This is a genomic window from Puia sp. P3 (assembly GCF_050632245.1).
In the GTDB taxonomy this organism is placed as follows: domain Bacteria; phylum Bacteroidota; class Bacteroidia; order Chitinophagales; family Chitinophagaceae; genus Puia.
On the sequence record NZ_CP192583.1, the window covers coordinates 1,596,276 to 1,622,490 of the forward strand.

Here is a 26,215-nt window from a genome sequence, read left to right on the forward strand (position 1 = left end):
GCGGATCGAAGGAGTGGGAGTGTAGTCCCGTGATGGGAAGATTTGCGGTTTTTTGGGAAAGTCCTCGTAATACTACTAATGGGCATTGTGGAAAATACTAAGTGGAAGGCATTAGAATCGGCCGACGAGTTTGAGGTTGAGGAGTCTGGGGGTGAGGCGGTTGGGGATCGCGTAGGTGGTATTGGAAAAGTCTTTTATGAGCATGTAGGAGATGGTGTTGGCGCGGTCGATGAGGTTGAATACCTCGAGGGTGGCCCAGATGTTCTCGAAGTTGCGGAATGGGCTGTGGCTGCGCCGGTTGCTTTTTTCGCTGTCGAGGAGGAGGGCGCTAAAGCCGACGTCGATACGGATATAGGGGTCGATGGTGAGGGCGTTGCGGTAGCGCAGATTGCCGGGGATATTGAAGGGGAGGTCGCTGCCGTAAAGAAAATTCAGGTAGGCTTTGAGGTTCTTGTTGGTAGCGAGGTAGTCCTGGAGGAAGAGTCCGAGGGTAAAGAGCCGGTCGGTGGGGCGGCGAACCCAGCCGGCCTCGGTCTTAACGCTGTCGGCGGGTCGGCCCTGTGTGTCGAGGGTATAGTTGTAGTAAGACGTGTCGATCTTTTCCCTCGACCGCATAAAGCCGAGGCTCAGCCAGCTCTCCGCGTCTTTTACCAGTTCGCCGAAGAGGCGGAACTCCACGCCTGTCGTATAGGCTCTGGCGTCATTCTGTCCAAAATACTGGATGTGTACGTTGTTGATGTCGTAGGGGTCGACCCTTGTCATTTGTTTGTAGTAGGCTTCGGTGGTGAAGCGGAAAGGGCGGTCGCCCAGTTTGAAATTCCGGTCGAAGCCGGCCACTACCTGCCGCTGCCGCTGTGCTTTGAGGGCGGTGTTGAGCGTTCCGTCGGGGCGGAGCATCTCCCGGAAGAAGGGGGCTGGTCGTAGATGCCTAGCGAGGCCTTGTATACGATATCTCTTTTTGCGTTTCGGGGCCGCCATGAGGCGCCGACCCGGGGAGAGAGAAGGAGCTCTTTGTTGAGCGTATTGTAGTTGTATCGAACCCCGCCCTGAAGGGTAAAGTCGCCGTTCTTTTGAAGGAGGAGGTTGTCCTGTATGAAGCCGGTCAGGCGGGTGATGCCGGGATTATCCGTGGAGTGGATCACGCCTGTAATGCTGGGCACGCCGGGGTTATTGGGAAGCGAATAGCCGGCGGAGTCCTGGTACTGCCACTCGTTGAGATGCGAATTGACGAGCTGCCGTTCAGCGCTGACTCCCCACTGGAGGAAGTGTTGGTTGACGGCGAGATACCCTTTATGGGTGGCGTTATAGACCTGGATATTCAGCTGGTCGCGGGCAAAGTTCTGGTAGGTGCCTGCGCCGAGGGGACTGGTGATCTGCCCGAAGGTGGCGCTGGTTTTGTCGAAGTCGCGGTCGCCGAAGAGGTATGCGCCGGTGATATCGTAGTCCTGCTGTTCCTTGTCTTCGAAGCGGGAGGCCATCCATTTGAGCCGCAGGTTGCGGTTGATCTGCTGGGTGAGGGAGAGGCCGGCCATATTGGTCTGGTACCGGTCTTTCTCCTGGCCGTCGAAGAAGATGTCGAGACCGAGGTTGGCAGTATAATAGGGAGAGAAGATGGAGGAGGTCAGCTGGCTGGATTCGGGGATCAGGTGGAATCTCGTCTGGGAGAAATTGCCGAGAAATTCCAGCTGGTTGGTTTTGTTCAGCTGCCATGTTAGAAGTGCCTGTATGTCGGAGGAGGAGGGGGCGTATGTGCCTTTGGTCTCCTGGCTGCCGAGCAGGGTATTGTTGGTGCGGTTGCGGGCGCCGACGAGCCAGGTAAATCTTTGGGTTGCTCCTTCCAGGTGAATCCCCTGTTCGAGGAGGCCTGCGTAGACGGACCCGCCGAAGCTGGTTGGTTTGCGGTACTGGATGTCCAGGGCGGAGGACATCTTATCTCCGTAGCGGGCCTGGAAGCCTCCTGTATAAAAGTTGACGCTGCGGGTGAGTTCGGGGTTGATGAAGCTCAGTCCTTCCTGTTGTGCGTTGTTGACGAGGTATGGGCGAAATACTTCGAAGTCGTTCACGTAGACGAGGTTTTCGTCGTAGTTACCGCCGCGTACAGAATATTGGGAGGTCAGTTCGTTGTTGGAGCCTACGATTATTTTGAGCAGGCTTTCGATGCCGCCGACGGGAGCGGGTATATTGATCGCATTTTTTGGGTTGATGCGGACGAGTCCGGTCTCGCGGCTTTCGCGCTGATCGGAGACGACTACCTCCTGTAGGGTTTTCTGGCCTTTTTCCATGCGGACGACGACGTGCTCTTCTTCCTGTTCGTTCAGCAGGAAGTTGCGTTGTTCCGTCTTATAACCGGTAAAAGGAGAAGACGAGGGCGAAGGCGTGTTCGGCGGGTACTTTGAGGCGGAAGGTGCCGGAGTCGGTGGTCATGAGACCGGACTGTCTGCCCAGTACGGTGACAGATACGCCGGAGAGGGGTTTTTCATTCTCGTCGAGGACTTTGCCCGATACAACGGCCAGCTTTTTCTGCGCGCTCGCAGGGAGGAAGACGAGGAGGAGTATGGTGACGGCAATGAGGGATCTCAAGCAGTTTACAGTTTAACGATCAATTACAGTTTTTAAGTGTATGGATGGTCGCTTTGGGGTCGCTGGAATGGAAGACGGTGGTTCCTGCCACGAGGACGTCCGCTCCGGCTTTGGAGAGGCTGGTTGAGTTTTCTACGGTGACGCCGCCGTCGATCTCGATCAGGGTGTCGAGGCCGCGATCGTGGATCATGCGACGGAGGTTGCGTATTTTCTGAAATGTGTGTGGAATGAATTGCTGGCCACCGAAGCCAGGGTTGACGCTCATGATCAGTACCAGGTCGATATCCTGCAGGAGATCGGAGAGGAGGTCGACTGGGGTTGCGGGGTTGAGGGCAACGCCGGCTTTCATGCCCAGGGCTTTTATCTGCTGGACGTTTCGGTGGAGGTGGCGGCATGCTTCGTAGTGGACGGTGAGGCGGTCGGCTCCGGCCTTTTTGAAGTCTTCGGCATAGCGTTCGGGTTGTTCGATCATCAGATGCACGTCAAACACCTTCGTTGTCGCTTTGCGGAGCTGCGCGATAACGGGGAGGCCAAAGCTGATATTGGGGACGAACATCCCGTCCATGACGTCCAGGTGGAACCAGTCTGCGTTGCTTTCGTTGAGCATTTTGCATTCGTCTTCCAGGCGGAGGAAATTCGATGCCAGTAAGGAGGGGGCTATAATGGGCATGCGTATTTAGCTTTTGGCCTTAAAGATAGTGATTACTGCAGTCTTTTGATCCTTTCGGCGGCCTCGGTAAAATCCTTGTCGAGGGCGATGGCCTGACGATAATAACGCACGGCCTCGTCTTTTTGTCCTTTTATCTCGTAGCAGCGGCCAGCCCAGTAGTAGCCGTCGGGGTAGGTATTGGATACCTGGATGGTCATGCGGAATGTGCTGAGGGCCGTATCGTAGGCTTTTTGCTGGTAGAGGGCGATGCCCTTTTCGAGGTAGGCGTCGGTGAATTTCCAGTCTCTGCGGATGCAGGAGTCGAACTGTACTATGGCTTTTTTGTACTGCATCATGTTGGCGTAGTAAATGCCTTTTATAAAGAAGGGGTCGAGCAGTTCGTGGGTGCTGTCCTTGCCGAGGATCCTGTCGCAGATGGAAAGGGCGGCGGCGTTGCGATGTTCGGCGTAGAGGTGGGCGAGTTCCAGCGCATAGGTATTGACGGGCTGGAAGCTGGTAGGCCTTTTCGAGCGCCCGAATGGCGGCGGCGGTATCTTTTTTGTTTTTCCAGCAGCAGGCCTTTTTCGTACCAGGCTTCGAAGTCCGACGTGTCTCTTTTCAGGAGGCCGTCGTATATGCCGAGGGCTTCGGATACCCGTCCCGTCTGCTGGTAGATATCGCCGAGCATATCGGGAAAGGAAGGATTGCCGGGAAAGCGTTGCTGGCAGTCGGTGAGGAGGCGGATGGCCTGGCTAGTTTGTCCGAGGATGGCGAGTGTCGAGGCATAGCGGGTGGCGGTGTATTCGTCGGGCGTTATTTCCCATGATCTCTGATAGTCTTTGAGGGCCAGTTCGTGGAGGTTGTTGCGGGACAGTAGTTCGCCTCTTCTGAAATAGATGGCGGCTTTGTCTGCGGCCTTGTCGGCCGAGAGGCTGTCGGTCAGCGCTGAGTAAGGGGAGTGCGAGAGAATTGCCGCCTGTTGATTGTCTTCACCGGTCTTGTTGTTGTGACAACCCGCTATTCCGCATCCGATAAGGCCCAACAGCAGGCAAAGGGTCCGCAATGGTAACTTCATCCTGCAAAGCTAAGAAAAACCGGCTGATGGCCCTTTTGTCGTAGCTTTGGGCCCTAAAATTTTTTGGCATGTATACGGGATTGTTGCATTTACATAGTTTTTTGCGATGGGTTATCATTGTCCTGGCGGTAGTAGCCATTTACAGGAGTTATAATGGAATGAAGTCCGGCAGGGCTTTTGGAGCCGGGGATAAGAAGACGGGGCTTTTTCTGATGGTCTCGGCGCATACGACGCTGCTGATCGGTCTTTATTTGTGGCTGGCGGGTCCGTGGGGGCTGGCTAATATCTCCAATCTGGGTTTTGGGGCGGTGATGAAGGATCCGGTATACCGTTTTTTTGCCGTTGAGCATATTTTCGGGATGCTTGTTGCGATCGTGCTGATCACGATCGGGAGGGGTGCGGCGAAGAAGGCGATACCGGATGCTGCGAAGTTTAAGCGCTCGTTCTGGCTGTTTCTGGTGGCGCTGGTTATTATTTTGGTTACGGTGCCCTGGCCGTGGCGTTTAGTGGGTGCCGGGAGGCACTGGATATAGTTGATGAATTAAGGGTATGAATAAAAGGCCGCCACGGATTCTACTCCGTGGCGGCTAATTTTTTGTCAGGGTCAAACGATCGATTTTCAGGCTCGTCGTGGGTCTTGGATTAGGGGATAACAACCCTGGCACTTCTAAGTTTTTCAGGTTTGGATTTTCGTCTGTTTTCGGGTTCAGATTGAAGTATTGCACTACAGTCAGTCGGATACCAGTCAACAGGTCTTCATTCGGATGTTAGGATCTAAGTGGGTTTTCAGGGAGATTTGGACTACGGTTTCTTAGGTTTTTTGGATTGCGCTACAGTTGGTCTTTTTAGGATTTCGGGACTTAGCCTTTCTTAAGATGTTGGATCGTAATGGTTTTTGGATTTGGATCGTTGCGGGTTTTTCAGGGATTTGGTTTGTTTCGTTTGCTGATACAAAGATGCAAAGGAAATGTTAGAATGGGAAGTTTATTCGACTAAGGTGGGGTTTTGCCCGACGAAAGTACCCGAGCCCCCGGCGAAGGGTACGACACGCGCGTGGCGAAGCAGCGCGGACGAAGGTCTAGTGCACGACGAAAGGATTGGGGGTCGGACCGGAGGTCGATGGTTGAACGGTGATTGCCGGGGGATGGAGGACCGGAGGCTTACAGGATATTGAGGCGGGCGGCTACTTCGTCCTTATGGCCCTTGCCGATAGGGACTTGATTCCCAAGTAAGTAAATGGTGTTGCCCCGAATGTCGTCGATTTTATTGATGTTTACGATATAGGACCGGTGTACTTTGATGAAGATGGGGCCGATGAGTTTTTCTTCCATGTTCTTCAGTGTGCTATAGGTAATATAGCTTTTACCCTGGGTGACGAATTTGACGTAGTCTCGCATGCTTTCGAGGAAGAGGATATCGTCCTTTTTAAGTTTGATGAGCTTGTCTTCCGACTTGATAAAGAGGAAGTCGGTATCGGGGGTGGTGGTGGTTGTCTGTTGCGGGGCCGGGATGGATGTGGGTTCCGGGGACTGAGCCTGGACCTGCTGTTGCTGGGTTAGTTTTTGAATGGCTTCCAGAAAGCGTTTATAGGTGAAGGGTTTTTTTAGATAGTCGTTGACGTGGTACTGGAAGGCGTCGAAGGCGTATTCGGTCTTGGAGGTGGTGAGGATGATCTTGGGGGAGTAGGTGAGGCTATCCAGCAGGTCGAAACCTGTGGCACCCGGCATTTCCACGTCGAGAAAGAGCAGGTCGACTTTTTCCCGGTCGAGGAATTCCAGGGCATCCGCTACGTTGAGGAAATGCCCTTTCACTTCGACCAGGTCGCTCTTCTCACAGAACTTGCGCAAGAAATCCGCAGCGATCTGAATGTCTTCTACTATGATACAAGAGATCTTCATCCAAAAACAATGAGTGAAACGGCTGGTCCGGAACTTCGATCCTCGACACTCTTGAGAATCTCGATCGTGACCTTCGCTACGCTCGGTCATCCGGTGCCGCAACCTATTGGGGTTACGGCAGGTCAGGCTTTCGGCCTGTTGGCAAACGATGTTGGGCTGCCCCGATCCGGGGGCCGTCCCTTATTCTCTCCCTTCGTTGTAAAGCCTTAGTCTATCGTATTCTTTTTCAATTATATGCTGAGCTCTTTCCTTGCGTTGTATGAGGAGAATGTATTCAACCCGCAGTTCTTCCGCACTATTAACGGAACATTTGTTCTCGAATTGTTGGCAGAGTTCCTGAAGATCGGTAAAACCGACGTAGCCGAACAGGGTTTTGCAGGTATGTACTGCGGTTCCCATAGCGGGAAGATTTTTGCTGTCGTAGGCGTGTTCGACGCGTTGCCAGTAGATTGGAAGGTCTTTCAGAAAATCTTCAAAAACGGTTTCCGCGTATATGGTATCGCCTTCGAACAGTTCGGCTAAGAATGTGGCATTCAAGCTTTCATCAAAAACAAAGGTTGTACGGATTTTTTGCATATTAGCTGCAATTTTTTTTCCTTTATACGTTAAGAGTATATATGTATAATGAACATGTAGTCCTTAACGGGATACGGGAACATTATCCAGACGGGAAAAGTTCCTAATTATTGTCCAAAATCCAAATTTATGAAAAAAATTAGACCCTTACTCCTTCTGCTGATCACCGTAGGAATTGTTGCATCAACATCCACTCCCAGTTATTCTCAGTCTCAGTGTAATCTTTTGCAGGTGAACAACGCGGCCGCCGATGCGCATTCTTACAATGCGGGTTATTGGTTTGGCGTCATGGAGCTGCCTTTTCTTTTCATATCGGTATTCTTTGCATTTCTCACCGCCTATTCGCTGAGGGGTGGAAAGTTTGGGAAGGGTATGAAGTTCATGGCCTGGGGCTTTCTGGTGATGGCTGTAGGGCATCTGCATATGCAGATAGAGCACTACTACGGGTTCAACCTTTTCAGAACAGTATTGGGTTCGCTGAGTGGAAGTATCGCCTGGTTTATCGCGCTGATCCTCACGTGGGGGTTATCCGGTCTCGGCTTTTATTCCATCTATAAAGCCAGCAAAGGGGCTTAGGATCTTTCATGCTGAAAAAATTATTGTGGAACAGGGACAGGTCCCGCTCTATGAGGGGGCGTAACGACCAGTCTGCGTTGTACCGCGCTTTATTCGACTTTCTTATCACCTGCATATCGGTGCCCGGGAATGCGGAGCATGCTGATACAGCTGGGTCATAAGGCTGCCGGGAAGGACGCGGAGGAGGTCTTTCATACCTATCTTCTTTTCGAAAAATATCTGACCTCGTTCGAGCTGATCGAACAGCATACGAGAAAGTCGCTGCGTGAAAGGGTCCGCCAGCGATTTCCTGCGTTACTGCACGACGGTTCTATCTTCAATATACTTTTTGTTTCCGAGGCCGAGCAGAAGAACACGCTGGCCATTCAATTCCTCCAGTCATTCCTCACAAATGTCCACGAGAAAGCTGGGCAGGGCGGGGGATGGCTATATCGACAAGAAGTTGAAAGAGCTTTCTGTCCTTGAGGTCGATATACAGGAACCCGAAATATTCAGGAAGCTGCAGTTTCTGAGTTTCGAAGCGTTTAAGTTCGTAAGCAACAACTACGGTGATTCGATGGCGGGGAAGATCTTCGAGAAGAATTATGAAGCGTACTCCGCCAGATATAAAGAGCTGGAAGTTTTTCCCTATATGGTCTCTCTTATTCCGAAAGAGATCGTGGACCGGGAGCATTTGGGCATTTTTACGCAGTCGCAGATAGAGCAGATCTTTTTGGATAAGCTGGCCGAGTCGGAGCAGCTGAATATTGCGCTGGACCAGAAGATCAGGGAGAATGAGCGGACGCAGCGCCTGCTGCGGAAGAACGAGATCATGCTCAGCGGCGTGATCTCTTCGGCGCTGGATGCGATCGTCATTGTCGGCGATGCGGGGCATATCTTGCACTGGAACCAGGCGGCGACTGAGATCTTCGGTTATACGGAGAGTGAGGTGCGGGGACGCACGCTGATGGAGACGATCATTCCTTTTTCCTATCAGTATTCTTCCTGGAACGGTTTCAAGGGTTTCTTGGGGAGACGAACGATACGTTCGTCAACCAGCGGGTCGAGATGACGGCAATCCGGAAGAACAGGGAGGTGTTTCCCATCGAGCTGACCATTACGGGGATCAGGGACGAAAAATGAATTTTATTACAGTGCATTTATCCGCGATATCTCGAGCCGCCGTCAGCGGGAGGAAGAGCTGATGCAGATGAAGGAAAAGGCAGAGCAGGCGGCCAAGGCCAAGTCGCAGTTCCTTAGCGTCATGAGCCACGAGCTTCGTACGCCACTGAACGCGGTCATCGGGATCACGCATCTGCTGCTGCAGAGCGATCCGAGGGAAGATCAGCAGGAAGACCTGCGGACCCTCCAGTTCTCGGGAGAGAGTCTGCTGAATATCATCAATGATATCCTCGACTTTACAAAGCTGGACTCGGGCAAGATCGAGCTTTCGGCTGTCGACTTCAATCTGCGCGATCTGACGCAGAGTCTGTACCAGTCGTTCAGCTTTAAGGCGAAGGAGAAAAATATCGTCTTCGACGTCGAGTACGACGAACGGATGCCTTTCTATGTGAAAGGGGATAGTTTCCGCCTCTCCCAGGTGCTGAACAATCTGATCAGCAATGCTATTAAGTTTACGCAGGAAGGATCGGTGAAACTGAAGGTGGAGATGACCGAAAGTAACGAGAGTTCGTTCGTGACGCATTTTGCGGTTGTCGACTCGGGTATCGGTATTGCAAAGGATAAACAGGAAAAGATATTCGAACAGTTCACCCAGGCTGACAGCGATACGACCCGGCTCTATGGGGGTACGGGTCTGGGGCTTTCCATCTCCGGCCGGCTGGTCGAGCTTATGGGAGGCAGGCTGCTGGTCGAGAGTATTCAGGGCCAGGGGTCTACTTTTATTTCAGGATCGTGCTGCAGCGGGGGAGATGCCATCTATGGCTGCTGCTGCCCCGAAGGTGATAACGAAGAGCAATGACCAGTTCAGGAACAAACAGATCCTGCTGGCGGAAGACAATGCATTCAATGCGAATATCGCCCGCCGATTCATAACGGGGTGGGGCGGCCAGCTGGATATCGTCGTGGATGGGCGGCAGGCGCTGGAGTTCGTAGCCCGCAAGAAATATGACCTGATACTGATGGATGTGCAGATGCCCGTGCTGGACGGGTTTGCCTGTACCCGGAAGATACGCAAGCATTTCAAGGATATTCCGATCATCGCTATTACGGCCTCGCCGAAGAACGAGATCATCAGTGAGATCATCGAGTGCGGGATGGATGATTTCGTCAGTAAGCCTTTTAAGCCGAACGAATTAAGGAGTAAATTGCTGGAATGGTTGTAGGTGGACGGTGATTGTGGCGTCGCGCCGGTAATTTGTTTACTTACAGTTGGGGTGCTGGCGATACGGGCGGCGTTGGCCAATCCGGTGAAGAGTTTGAGGACTGAATAGTTATTTATGAAGCCCGGGGGCCGAGTTCGATGACCTCGCAGTCTTTCATGTTGGTGCCGTCGATAGTGAGGCGGACGAGGGTGCGGATGGTGTGCCAGCCCTGGCGGCCGGCGGCGCCTGGGTTGATATGCAGGCATTTTATCTTGTCGTCGTACATGACCTTCAGAATATGGGAGTGTCCGCAGATGAAGAGCCGGGGCGGGTCAGCGACTAGTTTTGGTTTGACTGCAGGGTTATATTTCGGGGGATAACCGCCGATATGGGTCATGAACACCTTTATTCCTTCGGACTGCCATCGGAGGGTCTCGGGAGTAGATGGAGCGGACGTCCTGTCCGTCGATGTTGCCGTATACGCCTTTCAGGGGACGAAATTCCTTTAATTTATTGGCTATTTCTATGGTGCCGAAGTCGCCGGCGTGCCAGATCTCGTCGCAGGCTTCGAAGTGGCGGAAGACGGCGGGGTCAAGGTAGTGGTGGGTGTCGGATATGAGGCCGATTTTCAGCATGGGGGTGTTGGTGGGTGATTGGTTGATGGTGGGCCATGAGAATGAAAATTACTGTAAATTTACGGGAACGATTAGCCTTATAAATTATGCCGCATTATTATTCCCTGGGAAAGATACCACACAAACGTCACACACAGTTTCGCCGCGAGGACGGAAATCTTTATTCGGAACAGTTGTTCTCGACGGAAGGGTTCTCAAACGACTATAGTTTGCTTTACCATATTCATCCGCCGACGGAGATCATTTCGACGGATGACCCTTACGAAGTACAGCCCCGGATAGCCGAAGAGAAGATGTTAAAACACCGGAGTTTCGAGGGGTTCAGTGTGAAGCCGGAAGCAGACTATCTGAAGAGCCGGAAGCCGGTACTGGTCAATAGCGACTGTCATATCGTGCTTGCTGCGCCGCAGCAAAGCATGAAGGATTATTTTTATAAGAACGCCGACGCCGACGAGATGATCTTTATTCATAGAGGCAGCGGGGTATTGAAGACGCAGTATGGAGAGCTCGCCTTCGGCTATGGGGACTACCTGGTCATTCCGAGGGGCACGATCTATCAGATACAGTTCGAAGACGCAGATAACCGGCTGTTTATCGTCGAATCCTTTAGTCCCATCCGCTATCCCAAAAAATATCTCAGTCCATACGGGCAACTGCTGGAACATTCGCCCTATTGCGAGCGGGATATCAGGGGGCCACAGCGGCTGACGAGTATCGACGAGAAAGGCGATTTCCTGATCCGCATGAAGAAGAAAGGAAGGATGTACGGCATCCATTACGGTCATCACCCGCTGGATGTCGTGGGCTGGGACGGGTGCTGTTATCCGTATGCCTTCAGCATTCATGATTTCGAGCCCATCACGGGCAGGGTGCATCAGCCGCCGCCGGTGCACCAGACGTTCGAGGGACATAATTTCGTCGTCTGTTCGTTCTGCCCCCGTCTGTTCGACTACCATCCGTTAGCGATACCTGCGCCGTATAACCACAGTAATATCGACAGTGATGAGGTGCTGTATTATGTCGACGGGGATTTTATGAGTCGAAAGAACGTGACGAAGGGAATGATCACGCTGCATCCGGGTGGGATCCCGCACGGGCCGCATCCCGGCGCCGTGCAGCGGAGTATAGGGGCGAAGGAGACGAAGGAACTGGCGGTGATGGTGGATACGTTCCATCCGCTGATGCTGACCGTGGATGCGTTGGAGATAGAGAATCCAGGCTATACGATGAGTTGGGCGGAATAGTGTATATTAGATGGCAAATCGCCGTCCATGAGAGTTGTCCAACTACTGCTGACCCTGACCGGGCTTTTGTTTTTTTCCTGCCGCCCGAAGGAGAAGGCGGATCTCCTCATTTATAACGCTAAGGTATATACGGTAGACAGCGCTTTTTCGGTTGTCTCCGCTATTGCCGTCAGGGACGGGAAGGTGCTGGCGACGGGTACGGACGCCGGGATCCGGGCGAAGTATGACGCGCCGGAGGGGGTCGATGTGGGCGGCAAGGCTGTCTATCCCGGGTTTATCGATGCGCATACGCATTTTGTGCGGTATGGTCAGTCGTTGTTCACGGCGCCTTTGTATGGGAGCGAATCTTTTGAGGAGGTGGTAAGGCGGGTCAAGGAGTTTGCGGCCAGTCATCCCGGTCAGGCCTGGATACAGGGGCGGGGATGGGATCAGAATAAATTTCCCGGAAAGAGTTTTCCCGAAAATAGTTTGTTGAACGAGGCTTTTCCATCGACGCCGGTGATATTGGGCCGGGTGGACGGGCATGCGCTGATCGCAAATGCGAAGGCGCTGGAACTGGCGGGAGTGAAACCGGGTCGGACGATCGAAGGCGGGGTTGTGGAGACAAAGAACGGGCGTCTGACCGGGGTGCTGATCGATAATGCGGAGCGGCTTGTCCAGCGCGTGACGCCGGGGCCGACGGCGGCTGAGTGGGCGGAGATGCTGAACGCGGGGCAGAACAACTGTTTTGCGGACGGTCTTACGACGGTGACTGAGTGCGGTCTGGACAGGGGCAATATAGAAATGCTTGACTCGCTGCAAAAGGCCGGGCGGGTGAGGATGCGGGTTTATGTCATGCTAAGCGACAACCCCGCCAATCTGAGCTACTATATTCCCCGCGGACCCTATAAGACGGACCTGCTCTACGTGAAGGGGGTGAAGGCTTATGCCGATGGCGCTTTGGGTAGCAGGGGGGCCTGTCTCCTGAGCCCCTATGACGACAAGCCGGGCTGGCGGGGCTTTTTGCTGAGCAGTCAGGCGCATTTTGATTCGCTGGCCGCCATGCTGGCGCGTACCGATTTTCAGCTGTGTACGCATGCGATCGGGGATTCGGCGAACCGGGTCATTTTGCAGATCTGCAATAAATACCTGAAGGGCGCCAACGACAAGCGCTGGAGGATAGAGCATGCGCAGGTGATCGACTCTGCGGATTTCGACCTGTTTGGAAAGGCGTCGGTCATTCCTTCGGTGCAGCCGACGCATGGGACGAGCGATATGTACTGGGCGGGTGAGCGGCTGGGGGCGCGCCGTCTCCGGGGCGCTTACGCGAATAAGCAGCTGCTTCGTCAGAATGGGTGGCTGCCGCTTGGTACGGATTTTCCGGTGGAAGATATTAGTCCTTTCAGGACATTCCTGGCGGCTGTATTCCGGGTGGATGCCAAAGGGTACCCGTCGGGAGGGTTTCAGATGGAGAATGCACTGAGCAGGGAGGAGGCGATAAGGGGGATGACCATCTGGGCGGCGAAGGCGGATTGTCTGGAGAAGGAGGTGGGGAGTCTGGAGGTTGGGAAGAGTGCGGACTTTATAATTCTGGACAGGGACCTGATGAGTGTGGGGCAGGGGGAGGTGTTGCAGACAAAGGTGGAGGGGACCTGGGTAAGGGGGAAGAAGGTGTTTGGACGGTGAGGGGCGGCCGCGGGCCGGGGGTTGCGTAAGTGATAATCACTCATAATTTAGTTATAAGGCTCCGGCTTCGGCCGGGGCTTTATTTTTGTAGCTAAAGAATTTATTATGGAATACAGAGAACTGGGAGAAACGGGCATCAAGGCGTCGGCGATCACGTTTGGGGCCTGGGCCATTGGCGGATGGATGTGGGGAGGGACCGAGCGGAAGGACGCCGTGGAAGCAATACGCGCGTCTTATGAACAGGGGGTTACTTCGATCGATACTGCGGCGGTTTACGGGCAGGGGTTGAGTGAGGAGATCGTCGGGGAGGCGCTGCAGGGTATTCCGAGGGACAGGGTGCAGGTCATGACGAAGTTTGGAATGCGGTGGGACCTGAAGAAGGGGATTTTGCCTTTAAGAGCCAGGACAATGACGGAAAGCCGCTGGACATTTATAAATATGGGGGGAAAGAAAGCATTATAAAGGAGTGTGAGGACAGTCTCAGGAGGCTGAAGACGGATTATATCGACCTTTACCAGCAGCACTGGCCGGACGTCACCACGCCTATCCCGGAGACTATGGAGGCGCTGGCTCAGCTGATCAAGTCGGGAAAGGTGCGGGCTGCGGGTGTTTCCAACTACGACCGGGCGCAGATGACCGAGGCGGAGAAGACGTTGAAGCTGGCGAGCGACCAGGTGCCGTATAGTATGGTGCGGAGGGATATCGAGCAGGAGCTGGTGCCTTATTGTATAGAGAATAAGAAGTCGATCTTAGCTTATAGTCCTTTGCAGCGGGGAGTATTGACGGGGAAGATCAGGCCGGGGTATACCTTTAATGAAGGGGACAACCGGGGGGACAGCAAGTATTTTACCGGAGGGAATCTCACCCGGATAAATGCCTTTTTGGAGGAGTTGCGGCCTTTGGCGGCGGACAGGGGGCCAGTCTGGCGCAGCTGGTGATCCGGTGGACCCTGGACCGGCCGGGTATAACCATTGCGTTGGTAGGGGCCCGGAATGCTCAGCAGGCGGTACAGAATGCGGGGGCGATCCGGGTAAGGCTCAGTGCGGAGGAGGTAGCGATGATCGATGCGAAGCTGGCGGGGCTGAGGATAGAGTAGGGGATGACATCGTGGATGGTTTGGGGGTTTGGGGATTTGGCCGGAAGCGGGGGAGGGCCCGACGGGAAGTTTGATTATCGGAAGTGGCTGAAATCCCTTAAATTTAAAAATAACAAACTAAAACGATGTCATATGATCCAGTTTCATGAATTAAGAAATGGGGATATTGTGCTGGTTGAGTTTGATGGCCAGCGGAACGAGGGGGAAGTGATCGGCCTGGACGGCGCCGAACGTAAGATAAACGTCCGGGTAGGGGAGCAGGATGAGTTCTGGTATGATCCTAAAGACCTGTTTCCCATACCATTAGACGAGGGGCAGCTCATGAAGCTGGGTTTTGACAAAATGGCGTTGGAGAATGGTCAGGTAAAGTATATGCGGGGTCCTTTCAGGATATTGCTGAGTAAGGACGGGGATTTCTCTCATTTTGAGATGTGGTACAGGGAAGACCGGCGGCATATGACCCAGCCGCTGAGTGTACACCAGCTGCAGAATCATTATCATCAGATGACCAAGATCGACCTGAGCCGGGCGGGGCAGCCGCATTAGGCGGGTGGCCCTGGGGGTGGACCGGTGAGATTTCCCGAGGGTTGAACGGTCGGGGGTGGGCCGGTGGGTTGCCCGAAAAGGGGGACGGCGATGGGTTTTGCCCTGGAAAGGGATAAACCGGGGAAGATTTGACCGGTAAAGTGGTAATTTTGGCCTAATTTTGCCGCAATTCAATCAGTGGCAAAAAATTATATTTTCACTATTTTTTGACGTAAAGGGAATTATTCCTATCTTTGCGCTCCCAAAAACTGTATGGCGAAACAAGCACTCATTAAGCAAGATGGTATCATTTTAGAAGCTCTGTCCAATGCTATGTTCAAGGTCAAACTGGAAAACGGGCATGAAATACTGGCTACTATCTCGGGGAAGATGAGGATGAATTACATCAGGATTTTGCCTGGTGATAAGGTGGGAGTAGAGATGAGTCCATATGATTTGACGAGGGGAAGAATAATATTTAGGTATAAATAAATACGTTTTATGAAAGTTCGTGCATCCATTAAGAAGCGCAGCGCTGATTGTAAGATCGTGCGGAGGAAGGGGAAGCTGTTTGTAATCAACAAAAAGAATCCCCGCTTCAAGCAACGTCAAGGTTAATTAAAAAGCTTAAATTAAAATAAGAATATGGCTCGTATTGCCGGTGTAGACTTACCAAAAAATAAAAGAGGGGAGATCGGACTTACCTATATCTTCGGTATTGGCCGTGCTACCGCTCAGTACATCCTGACTCAGGCAGGTATTGATTTCGATAAGAAGGTGAATCAGTGGAATGACGATGAGCTGAATGCTATTCGTAATATCATTACCAATGAGTTCAAGGTTGAAGGTGCGCTCCGTTCCGAAGTTCAGATGAATATCAAGCGTCTGCTGGATATCGCCTGCTACCGTGGACTGCGTCATCGTAAGGGTCTGCCGGTTCGTGGTCAGCGTACCCGTACCAACAGCCGTACGCGTAAAGGTAAGCGTAAGACGGTTGCCGGTAAGAAGAAGGTAGCCAAGAAATAGTTGGATATCATGAGCTGGTGCCTGCCTCGGCAGGTCACTGGCTTATGTGTTTATATGGAGCCGGCCGATTGGCCGCCCAAAATTTGGAAGTTGCACCATTTTTTCGGATCAATCACGGATACCCGGTGCAGGAGGAGGGTTGGTCCGGTCCCGGATCGTTTGAGATGGGATCAGCAAACAAAAAAATTAAAGACTACCTAAGTTCAGAACATGGCAAAAGCACAAGCAAACAGCGCAAAAGCCGCTGCAAAGAAAAGGATCGTAAAGGTGGATGTATATGGGGATGCTCATATCGTCGCCAGCTTCAACAACATCATTATCAGCCTTACCAACAAGAATGGCCAGGTTATTTCCTGGAGCAGCGCCGGCAAGATGGGTTTTAAGGGCAGCAAGAAGAATACGCCCTATGCAGCCCAGATGGCTTCGCAGGATGCCGCGAAGACTGCTGTTGACGCAGGTCTGAAGAAGGTCGATGTTTACGTGAAGGGTCCTGGTTCGGGTCGTGAGAGTGCGATCCGCGCGCTGGCCAACAACGGCATCGAGGTGGTAATGATCAAGGATGTGACTCCGCTGCCCCACAACGGCTGCCGTCCTCCCAAGAAACGTCGCGTATAGTTTTTTTAAGCGTGTACCTCCTAACCGGGGGTACATGTTCGCATATTGCAAGCTGGATAAGATCGAATTTTAAGATTTTTAATGATCTTATCCGGGAACTCAAAAATCTAACCAATCAATTATGGCACGTTACACAGGTCCAAAGACCAGAATTTCCCGCATTTTTGGAGAGCCTATCTTAGGCAATGGCAAGTATTTAACGAAGAACAGCAACCCTCCCGGACAACACGGCGGCACGAAGAAGCGTAAGGCTCCGGGTGAGTATGCGCTGCAGCTGAAGGAAAAGCAGAAGGCTAAGTACACCTATGGTGTGCTGGAGCGTCAGTTCCGCAAGACCTTCGACGAGGCTAACCGACGCAAGGGTGTAACCGGTGAGAACCTGATCCGCCTGCTGGAATCCCGTCTGGACAACACGGTATACCGTCTCGGTATCGCTCCTTCGCGTCCTGCTGCCCGTCAGCTGGTTGCGCACAAGCACGTTACCGTCAATGGTGAAGCTGGTGAACGTTCCTTCTTTCGAGCTGCGTCCCGGTGACGTGATCAGCCTGAAGGAGTCTACTCAGGGCAACACGGGCCTCACCAGCCAGATCCGCGGCAAGAATGCCAAGATCAACTGGCTTGACTGGTCCGAGGCCGAGTTCAAGGGTACTTTTATCGCTTATCCTGAGCGGGAGAGCGTGCCTGAGAACATTAAGGAGCAGCTGATTGTTGAATTGTATTCCAAGTAATCGCTGAGGATGGCCCTTGCCGGAAGGTGAGGGTATCCGAGGTCAAAAAGTTAAATCGTAAATTTAAATATGGCCATTTTAAATTTCCAGAAACCAGACAAGATCATTCTTCAAAAGGCGACTGATTTTGAAGCTCAGTTCGAATTTCGCCCTTTAGAGCCGGGTTATGGTGTCACCATAGGCAACGCTTTGCGCAGGGTGTTGCTGAGCTCGCTCGAAGGATACGCGATCATTGGGGTCAAGATCGAGGGCGCTGATCATGAGTTCGCTACCCTGAAAGGTGTGACGGAAGACGTGGTGGAAATCATCCTGAATCTGAAGCAGGTGCGTTTCAAGAAGAAGGTGGAGCATGAGGTGACTCAGGAAAAGATCACGCTGAGCCTGAAGAACAGGACTGAATTCACGGCCGGAATGCTTGGCGAGGCAACTCCCAGCTTCGAGGTTATGAATCCCGGTCTGCTTATCTGTACCCTGGATTCTTCTGCGAAGTTCGATATCGAACTGACCATCGGTAAGGGCCGTGGTTATGTTCCCGCAGAAGACAACAAGCCTAAGGATGCACCATTCGGTTATATCCCGACCGACGCTATATTCACGCCGATCAAGAACGTAAAATACGCTATCGAGAACACGCGTGTTGAACAGCGTACGGACTTTGAAAAGCTGATCATGGAAGTGTCTACGGACGGTACCATCCATCCGGAAGAAGCCGTTAAGCAGGCTTCGCGCATCCTGATCCAGCACCTGATGATCATCACAGACGAAAACATTACTTTCGACAATAAAGAGGAGAAGAAAGAAGACCTGGTGGACGAACAGACTTTGCAGCTGCGCAAGATCCTGAAGACCCCGCTGGAAGATCTCGACCTTTCCGTTCGCGCCTTTAACTGCCTGAAGGCTGCGAAGATCAACAGTCTCTCCGAGCTGGTGACCTACGAGCAGGAAGACCTGATGAAGTTCCGCAATTTCGGTCAGAAGTCCCTGGCTGAGATCGAGCAGGTACTCGGCGAAAGGGGTCTCCATTTCGGAATGGACCTCGGCAAGCTGAAAGTAGATGATGAATAAATTTTTTTAACGGACGGACCGCTTTTGGGCGGCCCGTCTTTTTTTAATACAGCCTTACAATTCCTGACACGGTGTAAGGTTTAAAATCAACAGTCATGCGTCACGGAGACAAAATCAACAATTTAGGCCGTACAGCTTCTCATCGCAAAGCGTTGCTTAGCAATCTGGCCATTCAGCTGATCACGCACAAGCGGATCGTTACTACCCTTGCAAAAGCCAAGGCCCTGCGTACTTATATCGAGCCCCTGATCACGAAGGGTAAGGACAATACCACGCACCAGCGTCGTGTAGTGTTCAGCTACCTGCAGGATAAAGAGGCTGTTACGGAGCTGTTTGGGACTATCGCTACCAAGATAGCCGGCCGTCCCGGCGGTTACACCCGTATCATCAAGCTCGGAGCCCGTGTCGGTGACAACGCCGAAACGGCGATGATCGAGCTGGTAGACTTCAACGAAGTATACGGCAAAGGTAAAGGTGAGGCTAAGGAAGCTGCTGCCGGTAAGAGGACGCGTCGCGCTGGCGGTGCCAGGAAGAAGGCTGCCGGTGAATCCGGTGAGGCCCCTGCCGCTCCAGAAGCCAAGTCTGAAGAGAAAGCTGGCGAATAAGATCGCGCCGACTGAAATAATAGGGACCCGACGTTCGCCGGGTCTTCCCCTGAACGCAAAAGCGTTCAGGACATCGAAGAAAAAATTGACCCGGACTTTTATGTGTCGGGTCAATTTTTTTTGGTAATTTCGCAAAATTTTTCGTTGCAAATGTCTAACACTTCTTCCCCCATTCCGGCTATCCTCTTACTGGAAGACGGCACCGTTCACCATGGTCAGGCTTTTGGTAAAAAGGGCACTACATCCGGCGAGATTTGTTTTAATACCGGTATGACCGGCTATCAGGAAGTATTTACGGATCCCAGCTACTACGGTCAGATACTGATCATGAACAGCGTGCATATCGGGAACTACGGAGTGAAGGACAGCGATATCGAGTCGGGCAGTGTCAAGATCCGCGGCCTGATCGCCCGCAATCTGGAGGAACAGTTTTCGAGGATGCAGGCCAAGGGGTCTCTTGATGACTATCTCAAGGCTAACAATATCGTCTGTATCGAAGGGGTAGACACGCGCGCGCTGGTCGCTCACGTGCGGATAAAGGGCGCCATGAACTGCGTCATTTCCTCCGAAACGACGGACGTGGAGAAGCTGAGAACGGTATTGAACAATACGCCTTCCATGGACGGCCTCGAGCTGGCTTCCACGGTCAGCACGGATAAGGAATACGAGCTGGGTGATCCCAACTCTACGGTCAGGGTGGCTGTGCTGGACTATGGCGTAAAAAAGCATATCCTTCAGTGTATGGTCGACCGGGGGGCTTTTGTGAAGGTATTCCCGGCGAAGACGCCGCTGGCCAAGCTGAAGGAGTTTCAGCCGAACGGCTATTTTCTTTCCAACGGTCCCGGCGACCCGGCTCCGATGGAATATGCCATCCCCATGGTAAAGGAGATCCTGAAGGAAAAGAAGCCGCTTTTCGGCATCTGTCTGGGGCACCAGCTGCTGGCGCTGGCCAACGATATACCCACCTTCAAAATGCACCACGGCCACAGGGGGCTGAACCATCCGGTAAAGAACCTGATAACGGGACGGTGCGAGATCACAACGCAGAACCACGGATTTGGCGTCGACCCCGAAGCTGTGAAGAAGGCCAGCAATGTGGAGATTACCCATGTCAACCTAAACGACAACTCCATCGAAGGGATCCGGCTGAAAGACCGTCCGGCCTTTTCTGTCCAGTACCACCCCGAGTCGACTCCCGGCCCTCACGACAGCCGGTATCTTTTTGACGATTTTATCGCGCTGATCAAGAAACATAACTAAGCCATCATGCGTATAGCGATCATCAACGGCCCAAACCTTAACCTGCTGGGTACGCGGGAGCCGGAAGTATACGGAAACCAGACCTTCGAACAGTATTTTACCGGGCTGAAGACGCTGTTTCCCGGTGTCGAGTTCAGCTATTTCCAGAGCAATGTGGAGGGCGAGCTGATCAATGAATTGCAGCGGGTAGGGTTTTCGGTTGACGGGATCATTATGAATCCGGGTGGTTATACGCATACCTCTGTCGCTATCGGAGACGCCGTTGCGGCGATCAGGAGTCCCGTAATCGAGGTTCATATCAGCAATGTGCACGCGCGGGAGGAGTTCCGCCGGTTGTCGCATGTATCGGCGAAGGCGAAGGGGACTATTGCCGGCCTCGGGCTGAAAGGATATGAGCTGGCGGTGAGGTCGTTTTTGCCGGGGTGAGGCCCGTGTTGCGGGAGGTTTTTGGGGCCTGCGGCCCGGGTTAGAGAAAGACCTGCATCATCAGTGCAAAGCCGGTATCATTCTTTGGATCGTCTGTTTTTCGGAGGATGTGGAGGCCGTTGGCGCTCCAGACCTTGAATACTTCTCCTTTTTTGTGCGTGAGTACTTCGTGCTCCATTTGCGGGAGCAATACGCCTCGCGCGATCCATCCGAGGTCGCCCTGGGTCTTTGCTTCTCCTCCCATTGAATAGGTGATGGCCATTTGTTCGAAGGTGGCCGATCCGCTCTTAATTTTTGCTATGATCATATTGCCCAGAGAGTCCGCTACGCGGCGGCTGAAGACCGAGGTGTCTATGAAGATCTGGCCGACGTGGAAGAATTGGTTGGGGGCTTTGGTAAGCAACTGTACGAGGAACTTTCCACCTTTCGGGCCGTAGGGGCCATAGACCTTTTTTCCTTGCCGTGATAAGCCAGGCTGTCCGCCAGGCTGTTGAAGACCCGGGTGCGGGTTACGACGATGGTGTCGATCTTGAAGCGGCGCTTCAGGATCTGCTTGGTGTAGAGGATAGGGTTGGGGGATTGTTCGAGTGCGGTTTTCATGCCGGCGATCGTGGTGGGGACAGTAATGGGTTGCGTTTGGCCGGCAGGGACGGCCTGCCGGGTTTGCGGCTGGGATGAGGGTTTGCCGGCGGCTGCGGGTTGTTGGGCCAGGGTAGGGAGGGCGACGATCAGAAAGATAAGTCCTATGTATAGTTTCATGTATGTCAGTTAGGTATACAAATATAGCGGGGGGCATCATAATCTGGAACGATTTTCGTTAATTTTAGTAATATGAGACCATTGATAATTCTTGTGTGTATGGCGGTGCTGCAGCTGGCGGCTTTGAAGGGGTATTCCCAGTGGAAATCGTTTATGATCGGCGCCAAAGGCGATACGCTGAACTGCGTAGACAAGCAGGACAAGAAGCAGGGGCGGTGGGTTAACCATTTCGACGAGGTGCGGGGCGAACCCGGATTTGAAGAAGAGGGTGTATATAAAGACGACCGCAAGGAGGGAACCTGGCGCCTGTATAATCTCGGCGGGGATCTGACTGGCGTCGAGTTCTATAAATGGGGTAACAAGGACGGAACCTGCCAGTATTTCGGCATGAATGGTACGTTGCTGCGGGAGGAGAGCTGGAGGGCGCTGAATCCGAATAAACAGTTTGACACGCTGACGGTGGAGGACGTGGACCACCTCGATAAATACAAGACGGTGATCGTCAAAAATGAAGGTGTGGCGCTAAAGGACGGAGAATGGAAGTTCTACGATCCCATGACGGGTATGATCGACCGCACGGAAGTGTATACCCTTGGGAAGCTGGAGAAGCGTGGAGGCGTCCAGCGTAAGGCCGGCCCGGCGGATTCTGCAAGAGCCGTGGCCAAGCCCGAGGAGGTCCTTGAATTCGAGAAGAAGACAGGGAAGAAGAAGGTCAAGGTGCAGAATGGGAGCACCTATTGAGTTCAGCCGTTATTTCACTCCAATTACATGATGATTCTGTTCGCCAGGCGACGAAACCGTCGGGGCGGACGAGTAGGGCTCCTTTGATCCCGTCCAGCGGATAGGTTGAAGGGTGATGGGGGAATTGAGGAAATAGTTAGTGGCCCAGCAAAAAGTATTTCCAGAAGAAAAGTACCTGAAAGTCGATGCTGTTTCGCCAGTAGCCGCCGTTGTGGCCGCCGGGGCGTTCGGTATAGTCGTGGTCGATCTTTTTATCCAATAATTTTTGATGGAGGTTGCGGTTGACGGTGATGAAAAAGTCGCTGGTGCCGCAGTCGAAGATGATCTTCAGGTCGCCGTTGCGGAGGTTGTCTGCGAGGGTGTAGACCGTGTTGTTGTCCCAGTTGTCTTTATGGTCGGTGATGGTACCGAGGTCTTTTTTGATGCCCCAATTGTCGGGGAAGGGACGGAAGTCTACGCCGCCGCTGGTGGCGCCGGCCGCGCCGAAGAGTTCGGTATGGCGGAAGGCGAGGTAGAGGGCGCCGTGGCCGCCCATGCTGAGGCCGGTGATGGCGCGGTGCGCGCGGTCGGGGACTGTGGGATAGTGGGTGTCGATATAGGAGATGAGCTCTTTGGTGACAAAGGTCTCATAGCGGACGGAAGGGTCGATAGGGCTGTCGAAGTACCAGCTGTCTACGCCGCCGTCGGGAGCGACGAACAGGATGCCGAGGTCGTCGGCTTCTTTCTTCAGCTGCGGCGCTGTGGCCGGCCATTGGGCGTAGTTGGCGCCGTGTCCGTGGAGGAGATAGATGACGGGGAAATGGGTGGGTTCAGCGGTAGCGCCTTTTATGGTTGGGGCGTGTTCCGGCTGTATGACGACGCATTTGATGTCTTTGTTCATGGCGTCGCTGTGGACGAGGATGGTGTCGACGCGGGCCGCGAAGGTATTTGTGGTCAGGAAGAGGAGAGGGAGAAGGAGGTACTTCATAACAGGTATGTTTGTTTCCAAATATAAAGTAAAAGCCCCGGTACTTCCGGGGCTTTTTGTGCTAAACAACATTAGCAATATAGTTAGAACGCTTTTTTATCCTTACCGGTCAGCTGCATGGGGTTGTTGCTCTGCGGGATTGCGCGGGGCCCGAGCTGTTTGGCTTTGAAGACCTCGAATTTACTTTCGGTCTGAACGACGGGCCAGCTGTTGTTGGTCTCGTCGATGTCGGCCGTTTCGCGGTTGGGGTCGAGTTTGATGCTTTGGACCTCCTTGTCTTTTACGAAGAGTTTGGTGAGGTGGCTTTCGTTCTTGCGCCATACCTGGGCGGGTATGCGTTCGACCTCTTTGGTGCCGTCCTTGTAGGTCCATTCGATTATGATGGGCATTACGAGGCCGCCTTTATTGCTGAACTGAAGCTCATAGTATTGTTTCGACTGGACCCGTTGTTTTGTAGCCTCATCCATGGGTTCGTCGAACTGGGTGACGTGGAGGGCATATTTTGCCGTATCGTAGGGTATCTGGCCGCGGGTATATTTCCAGTAGAAATCGTGGAGGGCGGTGTCGGCATCGGTTGCGAAGACGATGTTCTTGTCGTCGCGGTTGCGGTCCTTCGAGATATCCGTCGGGAACTTGCCGGTAGGGAAGGGTTTGTCGATGTTCTTCATGGCCATGGAATCGACTTTCGCCGGGGCGTGATCGAAGTCTGCGACCAGGTGCTTGACGCTGTCCAGGGAAAGGTCGACGGGCTCGATTCCATAGAACCATCCGCGCCAGTACCAGTCGAGGTTTTCGGCGCTGGCGTCGTTCATCGTGCGGAAGAGGTCGGCGGGTGTGGGGTGTTTGAAGGCCCAGCGGCGTGCATATTCCTTAAAGGCATAGTCGAAGAGTTCGCGGCCCATGACGGTCTCGCGGAGGATGTTGAGGGCCGTAGCAGGCTTGGAGTAGGCGTTGGGGCCGAAGTTGACGATGTTCTCCGAATTTGTCATGATGGGCTCCAGCTGATCTTTGGGCAGCTTCATATAGTCTACGATCGCCCAGCCCGGTCCTTTGCCGCGAACGGGGAATTTGTTGTCCCAGAGTTCTTCGGTCAGGTATTCCACGAAGGAATTGAGGCCTTCGTCCATCCATGTCCACTGGCGCTCGTCGCTGTTGATGATCATGGGGAAGAAGTTGTGACCGACCTCGTGGATGACGACGCCGAGCATGCCGTATTTGGTGGCTTCGCTATAGGTGCCGTCCTTTTCGCAGCGGCCGTAGTTGAAGCAGATCATCGGGTACTCCATCCCATTGGCTGCCTCGACGCTCTGTGCGACGGGGTAGGGGAAGGGAATGGTAAAATGGGAATAGGTCTTTATCGTGTGGGCGACGGCTTTGGTGGAGAACCGGCGGTAGAGGGGATAGGCCTCTTTGCCGTAGTAGCTCATACACATTACCTTCTTTCCTTCCACATAGGCGGGCATGGCGTCCATCACGAATTTGCGGGAAGACCCCCAGGCGAAGTCGCGGACGTTGTCTGCCTTGAAGATCCAGGTCTTTTTGGCCTTGTTCTTTTTTACCTCGGAGGCTTTCGCTTCGGCGAGGTTGACGATCTCGATGGGTTCTTTGACGCTCTGGGCCTGCTGCCAGCGGCCGAACTGGGTGGGAGAGAGCACGGCCTGGTAGTTCTGGCATTCGCCGGTGGCGCCGATGATATGGTCTGCGGGAACCGTCATTGCCACCTTGAAATTTCCGAAGGTGAGTGCAAATTCTCCGCGGCTGGTGAACTGATTGTTCTGCCAGCCCTGAAAATCGCTATAAACGCAAAGACGGGGATACCACTGGGTCATGGTAAAGATGTAGTTGCCGTCTTCGGGGAAATACTCGTAGCCGCCGCGGCCGCCGAGCTTCATACGGTCCGATATATGGTAGTTCCAGTCGATCTTAAAGATGAATTTCTGACCTGGTTTCAGGATCGCGGGCAGCTCAACGCGCATCATCGTCTTGTTGACGGTATAGTGAAGCGATTTGCCGAGGGCGTCGGTGATCTTAGTGATATTGTCGCCGTAGTCGTTGGCTTCGTGGGCGCGACCGACCCTATCCAGCATCTGGTCGCTGACGATCTTTTGCATGGATCCGCCGTCTTGGTAGTTGGCGTTGTTCTTCGAGCTGTGTTCGTTCTCGTCGAGCTGCAGCCAGAGATAGGTGAGCTCGTTGGGAGAGTTATTGGAGTAGGTAATGGTCTCCGAACCGGTGAGCCATTGTTTGTCTTCGTCGAGGCTGCAGGTGATGTCGTAGTCGCATCGCTGCTGCCAGTACTTTGGTCCGGGGGCGCCACTCGCCGTACGGTACTCGTTGGGCGTGGGCAGGATGGTGCCCAGGGCCTCGAACTTATTCCCGTGGTTGGAGGTGGGGTTGTTTTGAATATTCTGAGCCAGCAGGGTTCCCGCGGAACAGAAACTCAATAAAATAAGCAGTTGTCTTTTCATGTGTGTGTTTTATGTTAGTAGTATACCAGAGATCTATTAAGGCCAGCGATCGAATGCCATTTTGAGGGAGGCCAGCAGCACGAGCGCCGAGACGCCCCTGATCCACCAGACCCTCCGGACTTTCATCAGATGGACGAAGATAAAAGAAATCACCAGGATAATGGCTACGACGAGCAGCTGAGCGGCTTCAATACCCAGATTGAAAGCGAGCAGCGGGACTACCAGATTGTCTCCTCCCACCAGGCTGAGCAGGCTGTTCGCGAATGCAAGCCCGTGGATCAGGCCGAAGAAAAGCGCAAAGAAATAGATGACCGGCAGTCTGGAGGGGTGTTCGACCTGCCCCGTCCGCTGCAGAAGGTTGTTGATGGCCGTTGCGACGATTGTCAGGGGAATCAGGAACTCGATCCAGCGGGTGGCAAAATGTACGAGGCCAAGGGCGCTGAGTGCGAGGGTGACGGAGTGCCCGATCGTAAAGGCGGTGACCAGAATCACCACCTTCCGCCAGTCTTTCACGAGGTAGCGCAGGCAGAGAGCAGCCACGAAGAGGATGTGATCCATGGCTTCCCATGTGAGGATATGACCGATGCCGATACCGAAGTAGAGCTTAAAATCGAGCATAAGTTCAAAATTATTCAGACTTTTGTACTACAAAAATTTATCTTTTAAATGGCTGCATCCCTATTTAAACGGACCAAGGGTCCGTTGGCCGAAGGCCAGACATTAGCGTTTTGCG

The 26,215-nt window shown here is 53.2% G+C and carries 39 protein-coding genes; 23 read left to right on the forward strand and 16 right to left on the reverse strand.

Annotated elements, in window-relative coordinates; translation table 11 throughout:
- Nucleotides 1-111: 111 nt before the first annotated feature.
- The 6 genes from ACQ86N_RS09525 to ACQ86N_RS09550 are packed head-to-tail and all read right to left on the reverse strand — an operon-like array spanning nt 112 to nt 4,304.
- Nucleotides 112-897, reverse strand: coding sequence for a hypothetical protein (locus ACQ86N_RS09525; RefSeq protein WP_431214950.1), 786 nt, complete (start codon nt 895-897; stop codon nt 112-114).
- Nucleotides 837-2,282 carry a TonB-dependent receptor plug domain-containing protein gene (locus ACQ86N_RS09530; RefSeq protein ID WP_431214951.1) on the reverse strand — a complete coding sequence of 482 codons (1,446 nt, stop codon included), beginning with the start codon at nt 2,280-2,282 and terminating at the stop codon, nt 837-839. Before ACQ86N_RS09530 ends, ACQ86N_RS09525 begins: the two co-directional genes overlap by 61 nt.
- Nucleotides 2,283-2,340: 58 nt before the next feature.
- Nucleotides 2,341-2,580, reverse strand: a complete 240-nt coding sequence (locus tag ACQ86N_RS09535; RefSeq protein ID WP_431214952.1) for a carboxypeptidase-like regulatory domain-containing protein — start codon at nt 2,578-2,580, stop codon at nt 2,341-2,343.
- A 19-nt stretch (nt 2,581-2,599) separates the two neighbouring features.
- Nucleotides 2,600-3,250, reverse strand: coding sequence for a ribulose-phosphate 3-epimerase (gene rpe, locus ACQ86N_RS09540; RefSeq protein ID WP_431214953.1), 651 nt, complete (start codon nt 3,248-3,250; stop codon nt 2,600-2,602).
- A 32-nt stretch (nt 3,251-3,282) separates the two neighbouring features.
- Complete coding sequence (locus tag ACQ86N_RS09545) at nt 3,283-3,585, reverse strand: tetratricopeptide repeat protein (protein WP_431214954.1); 303 nt, start codon at nt 3,583-3,585, stop codon at nt 3,283-3,285.
- 20 nt (nt 3,586-3,605) lie between these two features.
- On the reverse strand, nt 3,606-4,304 hold the full coding sequence (locus ACQ86N_RS09550) for a tetratricopeptide repeat protein (RefSeq protein ID WP_431214955.1): 699 nt from the start codon (nt 4,302-4,304) through the stop codon (nt 3,606-3,608).
- A 68-nt stretch (nt 4,305-4,372) separates the two neighbouring features.
- Here ACQ86N_RS09550 and ACQ86N_RS09555 point away from each other — a divergent pair, with 68 nt between their 5' ends.
- Entirely contained in the window at nt 4,373-4,837 is a 465-nt protein-coding gene (locus ACQ86N_RS09555; protein WP_431214956.1) for a hypothetical protein, read from the forward strand.
- 627 nt (nt 4,838-5,464) lie between these two features.
- On the opposite strand, the gene ACQ86N_RS09560 is transcribed toward ACQ86N_RS09555, so the two are convergent.
- Nucleotides 5,465-6,202 carry a LytR/AlgR family response regulator transcription factor gene (locus ACQ86N_RS09560; protein WP_431214957.1) on the reverse strand — a complete coding sequence of 246 codons (738 nt, stop codon included), beginning with the start codon at nt 6,200-6,202 and terminating at the stop codon, nt 5,465-5,467.
- Between the two features lie 180 nt (nt 6,203-6,382).
- The gene (locus ACQ86N_RS09565; protein ID WP_431214958.1) at nt 6,383-6,778 is read right to left on the reverse strand and encodes an Hpt domain-containing protein; all 396 of its coding nucleotides are present in this window, start codon (nt 6,776-6,778) and stop codon (nt 6,383-6,385) included.
- Between the two features lie 129 nt (nt 6,779-6,907).
- Here ACQ86N_RS09565 and ACQ86N_RS09570 point away from each other — a divergent pair, with 129 nt between their 5' ends.
- The 5 genes from ACQ86N_RS09570 (at nt 6,908) to ACQ86N_RS09590 (ending at nt 9,678) form a co-directional block, all read left to right on the forward strand.
- Nucleotides 6,908-7,354 carry a hypothetical protein gene (locus tag ACQ86N_RS09570; protein ID WP_431214959.1) on the forward strand — a complete coding sequence of 149 codons (447 nt, stop codon included), beginning with the start codon at nt 6,908-6,910 and terminating at the stop codon, nt 7,352-7,354.
- A gap of 138 nt (nt 7,355-7,492) precedes the next feature.
- Nucleotides 7,493-7,819 carry a hypothetical protein gene (locus ACQ86N_RS09575; protein WP_431214960.1) on the forward strand — a complete coding sequence of 109 codons (327 nt, stop codon included), beginning with the start codon at nt 7,493-7,495 and terminating at the stop codon, nt 7,817-7,819.
- Nucleotides 7,746-8,405 carry a PAS domain S-box protein gene (locus ACQ86N_RS09580; protein WP_431214961.1) on the forward strand — a complete coding sequence of 220 codons (660 nt, stop codon included), beginning with the start codon at nt 7,746-7,748 and terminating at the stop codon, nt 8,403-8,405. The genes ACQ86N_RS09575 and ACQ86N_RS09580 overlap by 74 nt, the downstream gene beginning before the upstream one ends.
- Before the next feature lie 132 nt (nt 8,406-8,537).
- Nucleotides 8,538-9,314: a sensor histidine kinase gene (locus ACQ86N_RS09585; RefSeq protein ID WP_431214962.1), complete on the forward strand. Its 777-nt coding sequence runs from the start codon at nt 8,538-8,540 to the stop codon at nt 9,312-9,314.
- Nucleotides 9,274-9,678, forward strand: coding sequence for a response regulator (locus tag ACQ86N_RS09590; RefSeq protein WP_431214963.1), 405 nt, complete (start codon nt 9,274-9,276; stop codon nt 9,676-9,678). The genes ACQ86N_RS09585 and ACQ86N_RS09590 overlap by 41 nt, the downstream gene beginning before the upstream one ends.
- Before the next feature lie 112 nt (nt 9,679-9,790).
- Here ACQ86N_RS09590 and ACQ86N_RS09595 read toward each other — a convergent pair whose 3' ends face one another.
- A complete protein-coding gene (locus tag ACQ86N_RS09595; RefSeq protein WP_431214964.1) occupies nt 9,791-10,054 on the reverse strand; it encodes a metallophosphoesterase family protein in 264 nt (87 codons plus the stop codon).
- Nucleotides 10,020-10,292, reverse strand: coding sequence for a metallophosphoesterase family protein (locus tag ACQ86N_RS09600; protein ID WP_431214965.1), 273 nt, complete (start codon nt 10,290-10,292; stop codon nt 10,020-10,022). The genes ACQ86N_RS09595 and ACQ86N_RS09600 overlap by 35 nt, the downstream gene beginning before the upstream one ends.
- Before the next feature lie 86 nt (nt 10,293-10,378).
- Here ACQ86N_RS09600 and ACQ86N_RS09605 point away from each other — a divergent pair, with 86 nt between their 5' ends.
- The 16 genes from ACQ86N_RS09605 (at nt 10,379) to aroQ (ending at nt 20,547) form a co-directional block, all read left to right on the forward strand.
- A complete protein-coding gene (locus tag ACQ86N_RS09605; RefSeq protein ID WP_431214966.1) occupies nt 10,379-11,536 on the forward strand; it encodes a homogentisate 1,2-dioxygenase in 1,158 nt (385 codons plus the stop codon).
- A gap of 27 nt (nt 11,537-11,563) precedes the next feature.
- Nucleotides 11,564-13,201 (forward strand): amidohydrolase, encoded by a 1,638-nt coding sequence (locus tag ACQ86N_RS09610; RefSeq protein WP_431214967.1) that lies wholly within the window; start codon nt 11,564-11,566, stop codon nt 13,199-13,201.
- 105 nt (nt 13,202-13,306) lie between these two features.
- The gene (locus ACQ86N_RS09615) at nt 13,307-13,663 is read left to right on the forward strand and encodes an aldo/keto reductase (RefSeq protein WP_431214968.1); all 357 of its coding nucleotides are present in this window, start codon (nt 13,307-13,309) and stop codon (nt 13,661-13,663) included.
- Nucleotides 13,567-14,139 (forward strand): aldo/keto reductase, encoded by a 573-nt coding sequence (locus ACQ86N_RS09620; protein WP_431214969.1) that lies wholly within the window; start codon nt 13,567-13,569, stop codon nt 14,137-14,139. The genes ACQ86N_RS09615 and ACQ86N_RS09620 overlap by 97 nt, the downstream gene beginning before the upstream one ends.
- A complete protein-coding gene (locus ACQ86N_RS09625; RefSeq protein WP_431214970.1) occupies nt 14,136-14,297 on the forward strand; it encodes an aldo/keto reductase in 162 nt (53 codons plus the stop codon). The genes ACQ86N_RS09620 and ACQ86N_RS09625 overlap by 4 nt, the downstream gene beginning before the upstream one ends.
- Nucleotides 14,298-14,429: 132 nt before the next feature.
- Nucleotides 14,430-14,843, forward strand: coding sequence for a hypothetical protein (locus tag ACQ86N_RS09630; protein ID WP_431214971.1), 414 nt, complete (start codon nt 14,430-14,432; stop codon nt 14,841-14,843).
- Between the two features lie 252 nt (nt 14,844-15,095).
- Nucleotides 15,096-15,314 (forward strand): translation initiation factor IF-1, encoded by a 219-nt coding sequence (gene infA / locus ACQ86N_RS09635; protein WP_188929708.1) that lies wholly within the window; start codon nt 15,096-15,098, stop codon nt 15,312-15,314.
- Nucleotides 15,315-15,323: 9 nt separating this feature from the next.
- Complete coding sequence (gene ykgO, locus ACQ86N_RS09640; RefSeq protein WP_345254168.1) at nt 15,324-15,440, forward strand: type B 50S ribosomal protein L36; 117 nt, start codon at nt 15,324-15,326, stop codon at nt 15,438-15,440.
- A gap of 27 nt (nt 15,441-15,467) precedes the next feature.
- Nucleotides 15,468-15,848, forward strand: coding sequence for a 30S ribosomal protein S13 (gene rpsM / locus ACQ86N_RS09645; RefSeq protein ID WP_431214972.1), 381 nt, complete (start codon nt 15,468-15,470; stop codon nt 15,846-15,848).
- A gap of 210 nt (nt 15,849-16,058) precedes the next feature.
- Nucleotides 16,059-16,463 (forward strand): 30S ribosomal protein S11, encoded by a 405-nt coding sequence (gene rpsK / locus ACQ86N_RS09650; RefSeq protein ID WP_431214973.1) that lies wholly within the window; start codon nt 16,059-16,061, stop codon nt 16,461-16,463.
- A gap of 121 nt (nt 16,464-16,584) precedes the next feature.
- Entirely contained in the window at nt 16,585-16,998 is a 414-nt protein-coding gene (gene rpsD, locus ACQ86N_RS09655; RefSeq protein WP_431214974.1) for a 30S ribosomal protein S4, read from the forward strand.
- On the forward strand, nt 16,964-17,191 hold the full coding sequence (locus tag ACQ86N_RS09660) for a hypothetical protein (protein WP_431214975.1): 228 nt from the start codon (nt 16,964-16,966) through the stop codon (nt 17,189-17,191). The genes rpsD and ACQ86N_RS09660 overlap by 35 nt, the downstream gene beginning before the upstream one ends.
- A gap of 69 nt (nt 17,192-17,260) precedes the next feature.
- The gene (locus ACQ86N_RS09665) at nt 17,261-18,256 is read left to right on the forward strand and encodes a DNA-directed RNA polymerase subunit alpha (RefSeq protein ID WP_431214976.1); all 996 of its coding nucleotides are present in this window, start codon (nt 17,261-17,263) and stop codon (nt 18,254-18,256) included.
- 95 nt (nt 18,257-18,351) lie between these two features.
- Entirely contained in the window at nt 18,352-18,861 is a 510-nt protein-coding gene (gene rplQ / locus ACQ86N_RS09670; RefSeq protein ID WP_431214977.1) for a 50S ribosomal protein L17, read from the forward strand.
- Between the two features lie 150 nt (nt 18,862-19,011).
- On the forward strand, nt 19,012-20,121 hold the full coding sequence (carA, locus tag ACQ86N_RS09675) for a glutamine-hydrolyzing carbamoyl-phosphate synthase small subunit (protein ID WP_431214978.1): 1,110 nt from the start codon (nt 19,012-19,014) through the stop codon (nt 20,119-20,121).
- A 6-nt stretch (nt 20,122-20,127) separates the two neighbouring features.
- Complete coding sequence (gene aroQ / locus ACQ86N_RS09680) at nt 20,128-20,547, forward strand: type II 3-dehydroquinate dehydratase (RefSeq protein WP_431214979.1); 420 nt, start codon at nt 20,128-20,130, stop codon at nt 20,545-20,547.
- Between the two features lie 40 nt (nt 20,548-20,587).
- Here aroQ and ACQ86N_RS09685 read toward each other — a convergent pair whose 3' ends face one another.
- The gene (locus ACQ86N_RS09685; RefSeq protein ID WP_431214980.1) at nt 20,588-20,950 is read right to left on the reverse strand and encodes a peptidylprolyl isomerase; all 363 of its coding nucleotides are present in this window, start codon (nt 20,948-20,950) and stop codon (nt 20,588-20,590) included.
- Nucleotides 20,899-21,306 carry a hypothetical protein gene (locus tag ACQ86N_RS09690; RefSeq protein ID WP_431214981.1) on the reverse strand — a complete coding sequence of 136 codons (408 nt, stop codon included), beginning with the start codon at nt 21,304-21,306 and terminating at the stop codon, nt 20,899-20,901. Before ACQ86N_RS09690 ends, ACQ86N_RS09685 begins: the two co-directional genes overlap by 52 nt.
- A 72-nt stretch (nt 21,307-21,378) precedes the next feature.
- Here ACQ86N_RS09690 and ACQ86N_RS09695 point away from each other — a divergent pair, with 72 nt between their 5' ends.
- On the forward strand, nt 21,379-22,047 hold the full coding sequence (locus tag ACQ86N_RS09695) for a toxin-antitoxin system YwqK family antitoxin (RefSeq protein ID WP_431214982.1): 669 nt from the start codon (nt 21,379-21,381) through the stop codon (nt 22,045-22,047).
- On the opposite strand, the gene ACQ86N_RS09700 is transcribed toward ACQ86N_RS09695, so the two are convergent.
- The 4 genes from ACQ86N_RS09700 to ACQ86N_RS09715 all read right to left on the reverse strand — a co-directional run bounded on the left by ACQ86N_RS09700 (nt 22,019) and on the right by ACQ86N_RS09715 (nt 26,100).
- A complete protein-coding gene (locus ACQ86N_RS09700) occupies nt 22,019-22,144 on the reverse strand; it encodes a hypothetical protein (RefSeq protein ID WP_431217339.1) in 126 nt (41 codons plus the stop codon). The genes ACQ86N_RS09695 and ACQ86N_RS09700 overlap by 29 nt on opposite strands.
- A gap of 39 nt (nt 22,145-22,183) precedes the next feature.
- Complete coding sequence (locus ACQ86N_RS09705; protein WP_431214983.1) at nt 22,184-23,014, reverse strand: alpha/beta hydrolase; 831 nt, start codon at nt 23,012-23,014, stop codon at nt 22,184-22,186.
- 83 nt (nt 23,015-23,097) lie between these two features.
- Nucleotides 23,098-25,482 (reverse strand): M1 family metallopeptidase, encoded by a 2,385-nt coding sequence (locus ACQ86N_RS09710; protein WP_431214984.1) that lies wholly within the window; start codon nt 25,480-25,482, stop codon nt 23,098-23,100.
- A gap of 36 nt (nt 25,483-25,518) precedes the next feature.
- Nucleotides 25,519-26,100 (reverse strand): HupE/UreJ family protein, encoded by a 582-nt coding sequence (locus tag ACQ86N_RS09715; RefSeq protein ID WP_431214985.1) that lies wholly within the window; start codon nt 26,098-26,100, stop codon nt 25,519-25,521.
- Nucleotides 26,101-26,215 lie beyond the last annotated feature (115 nt).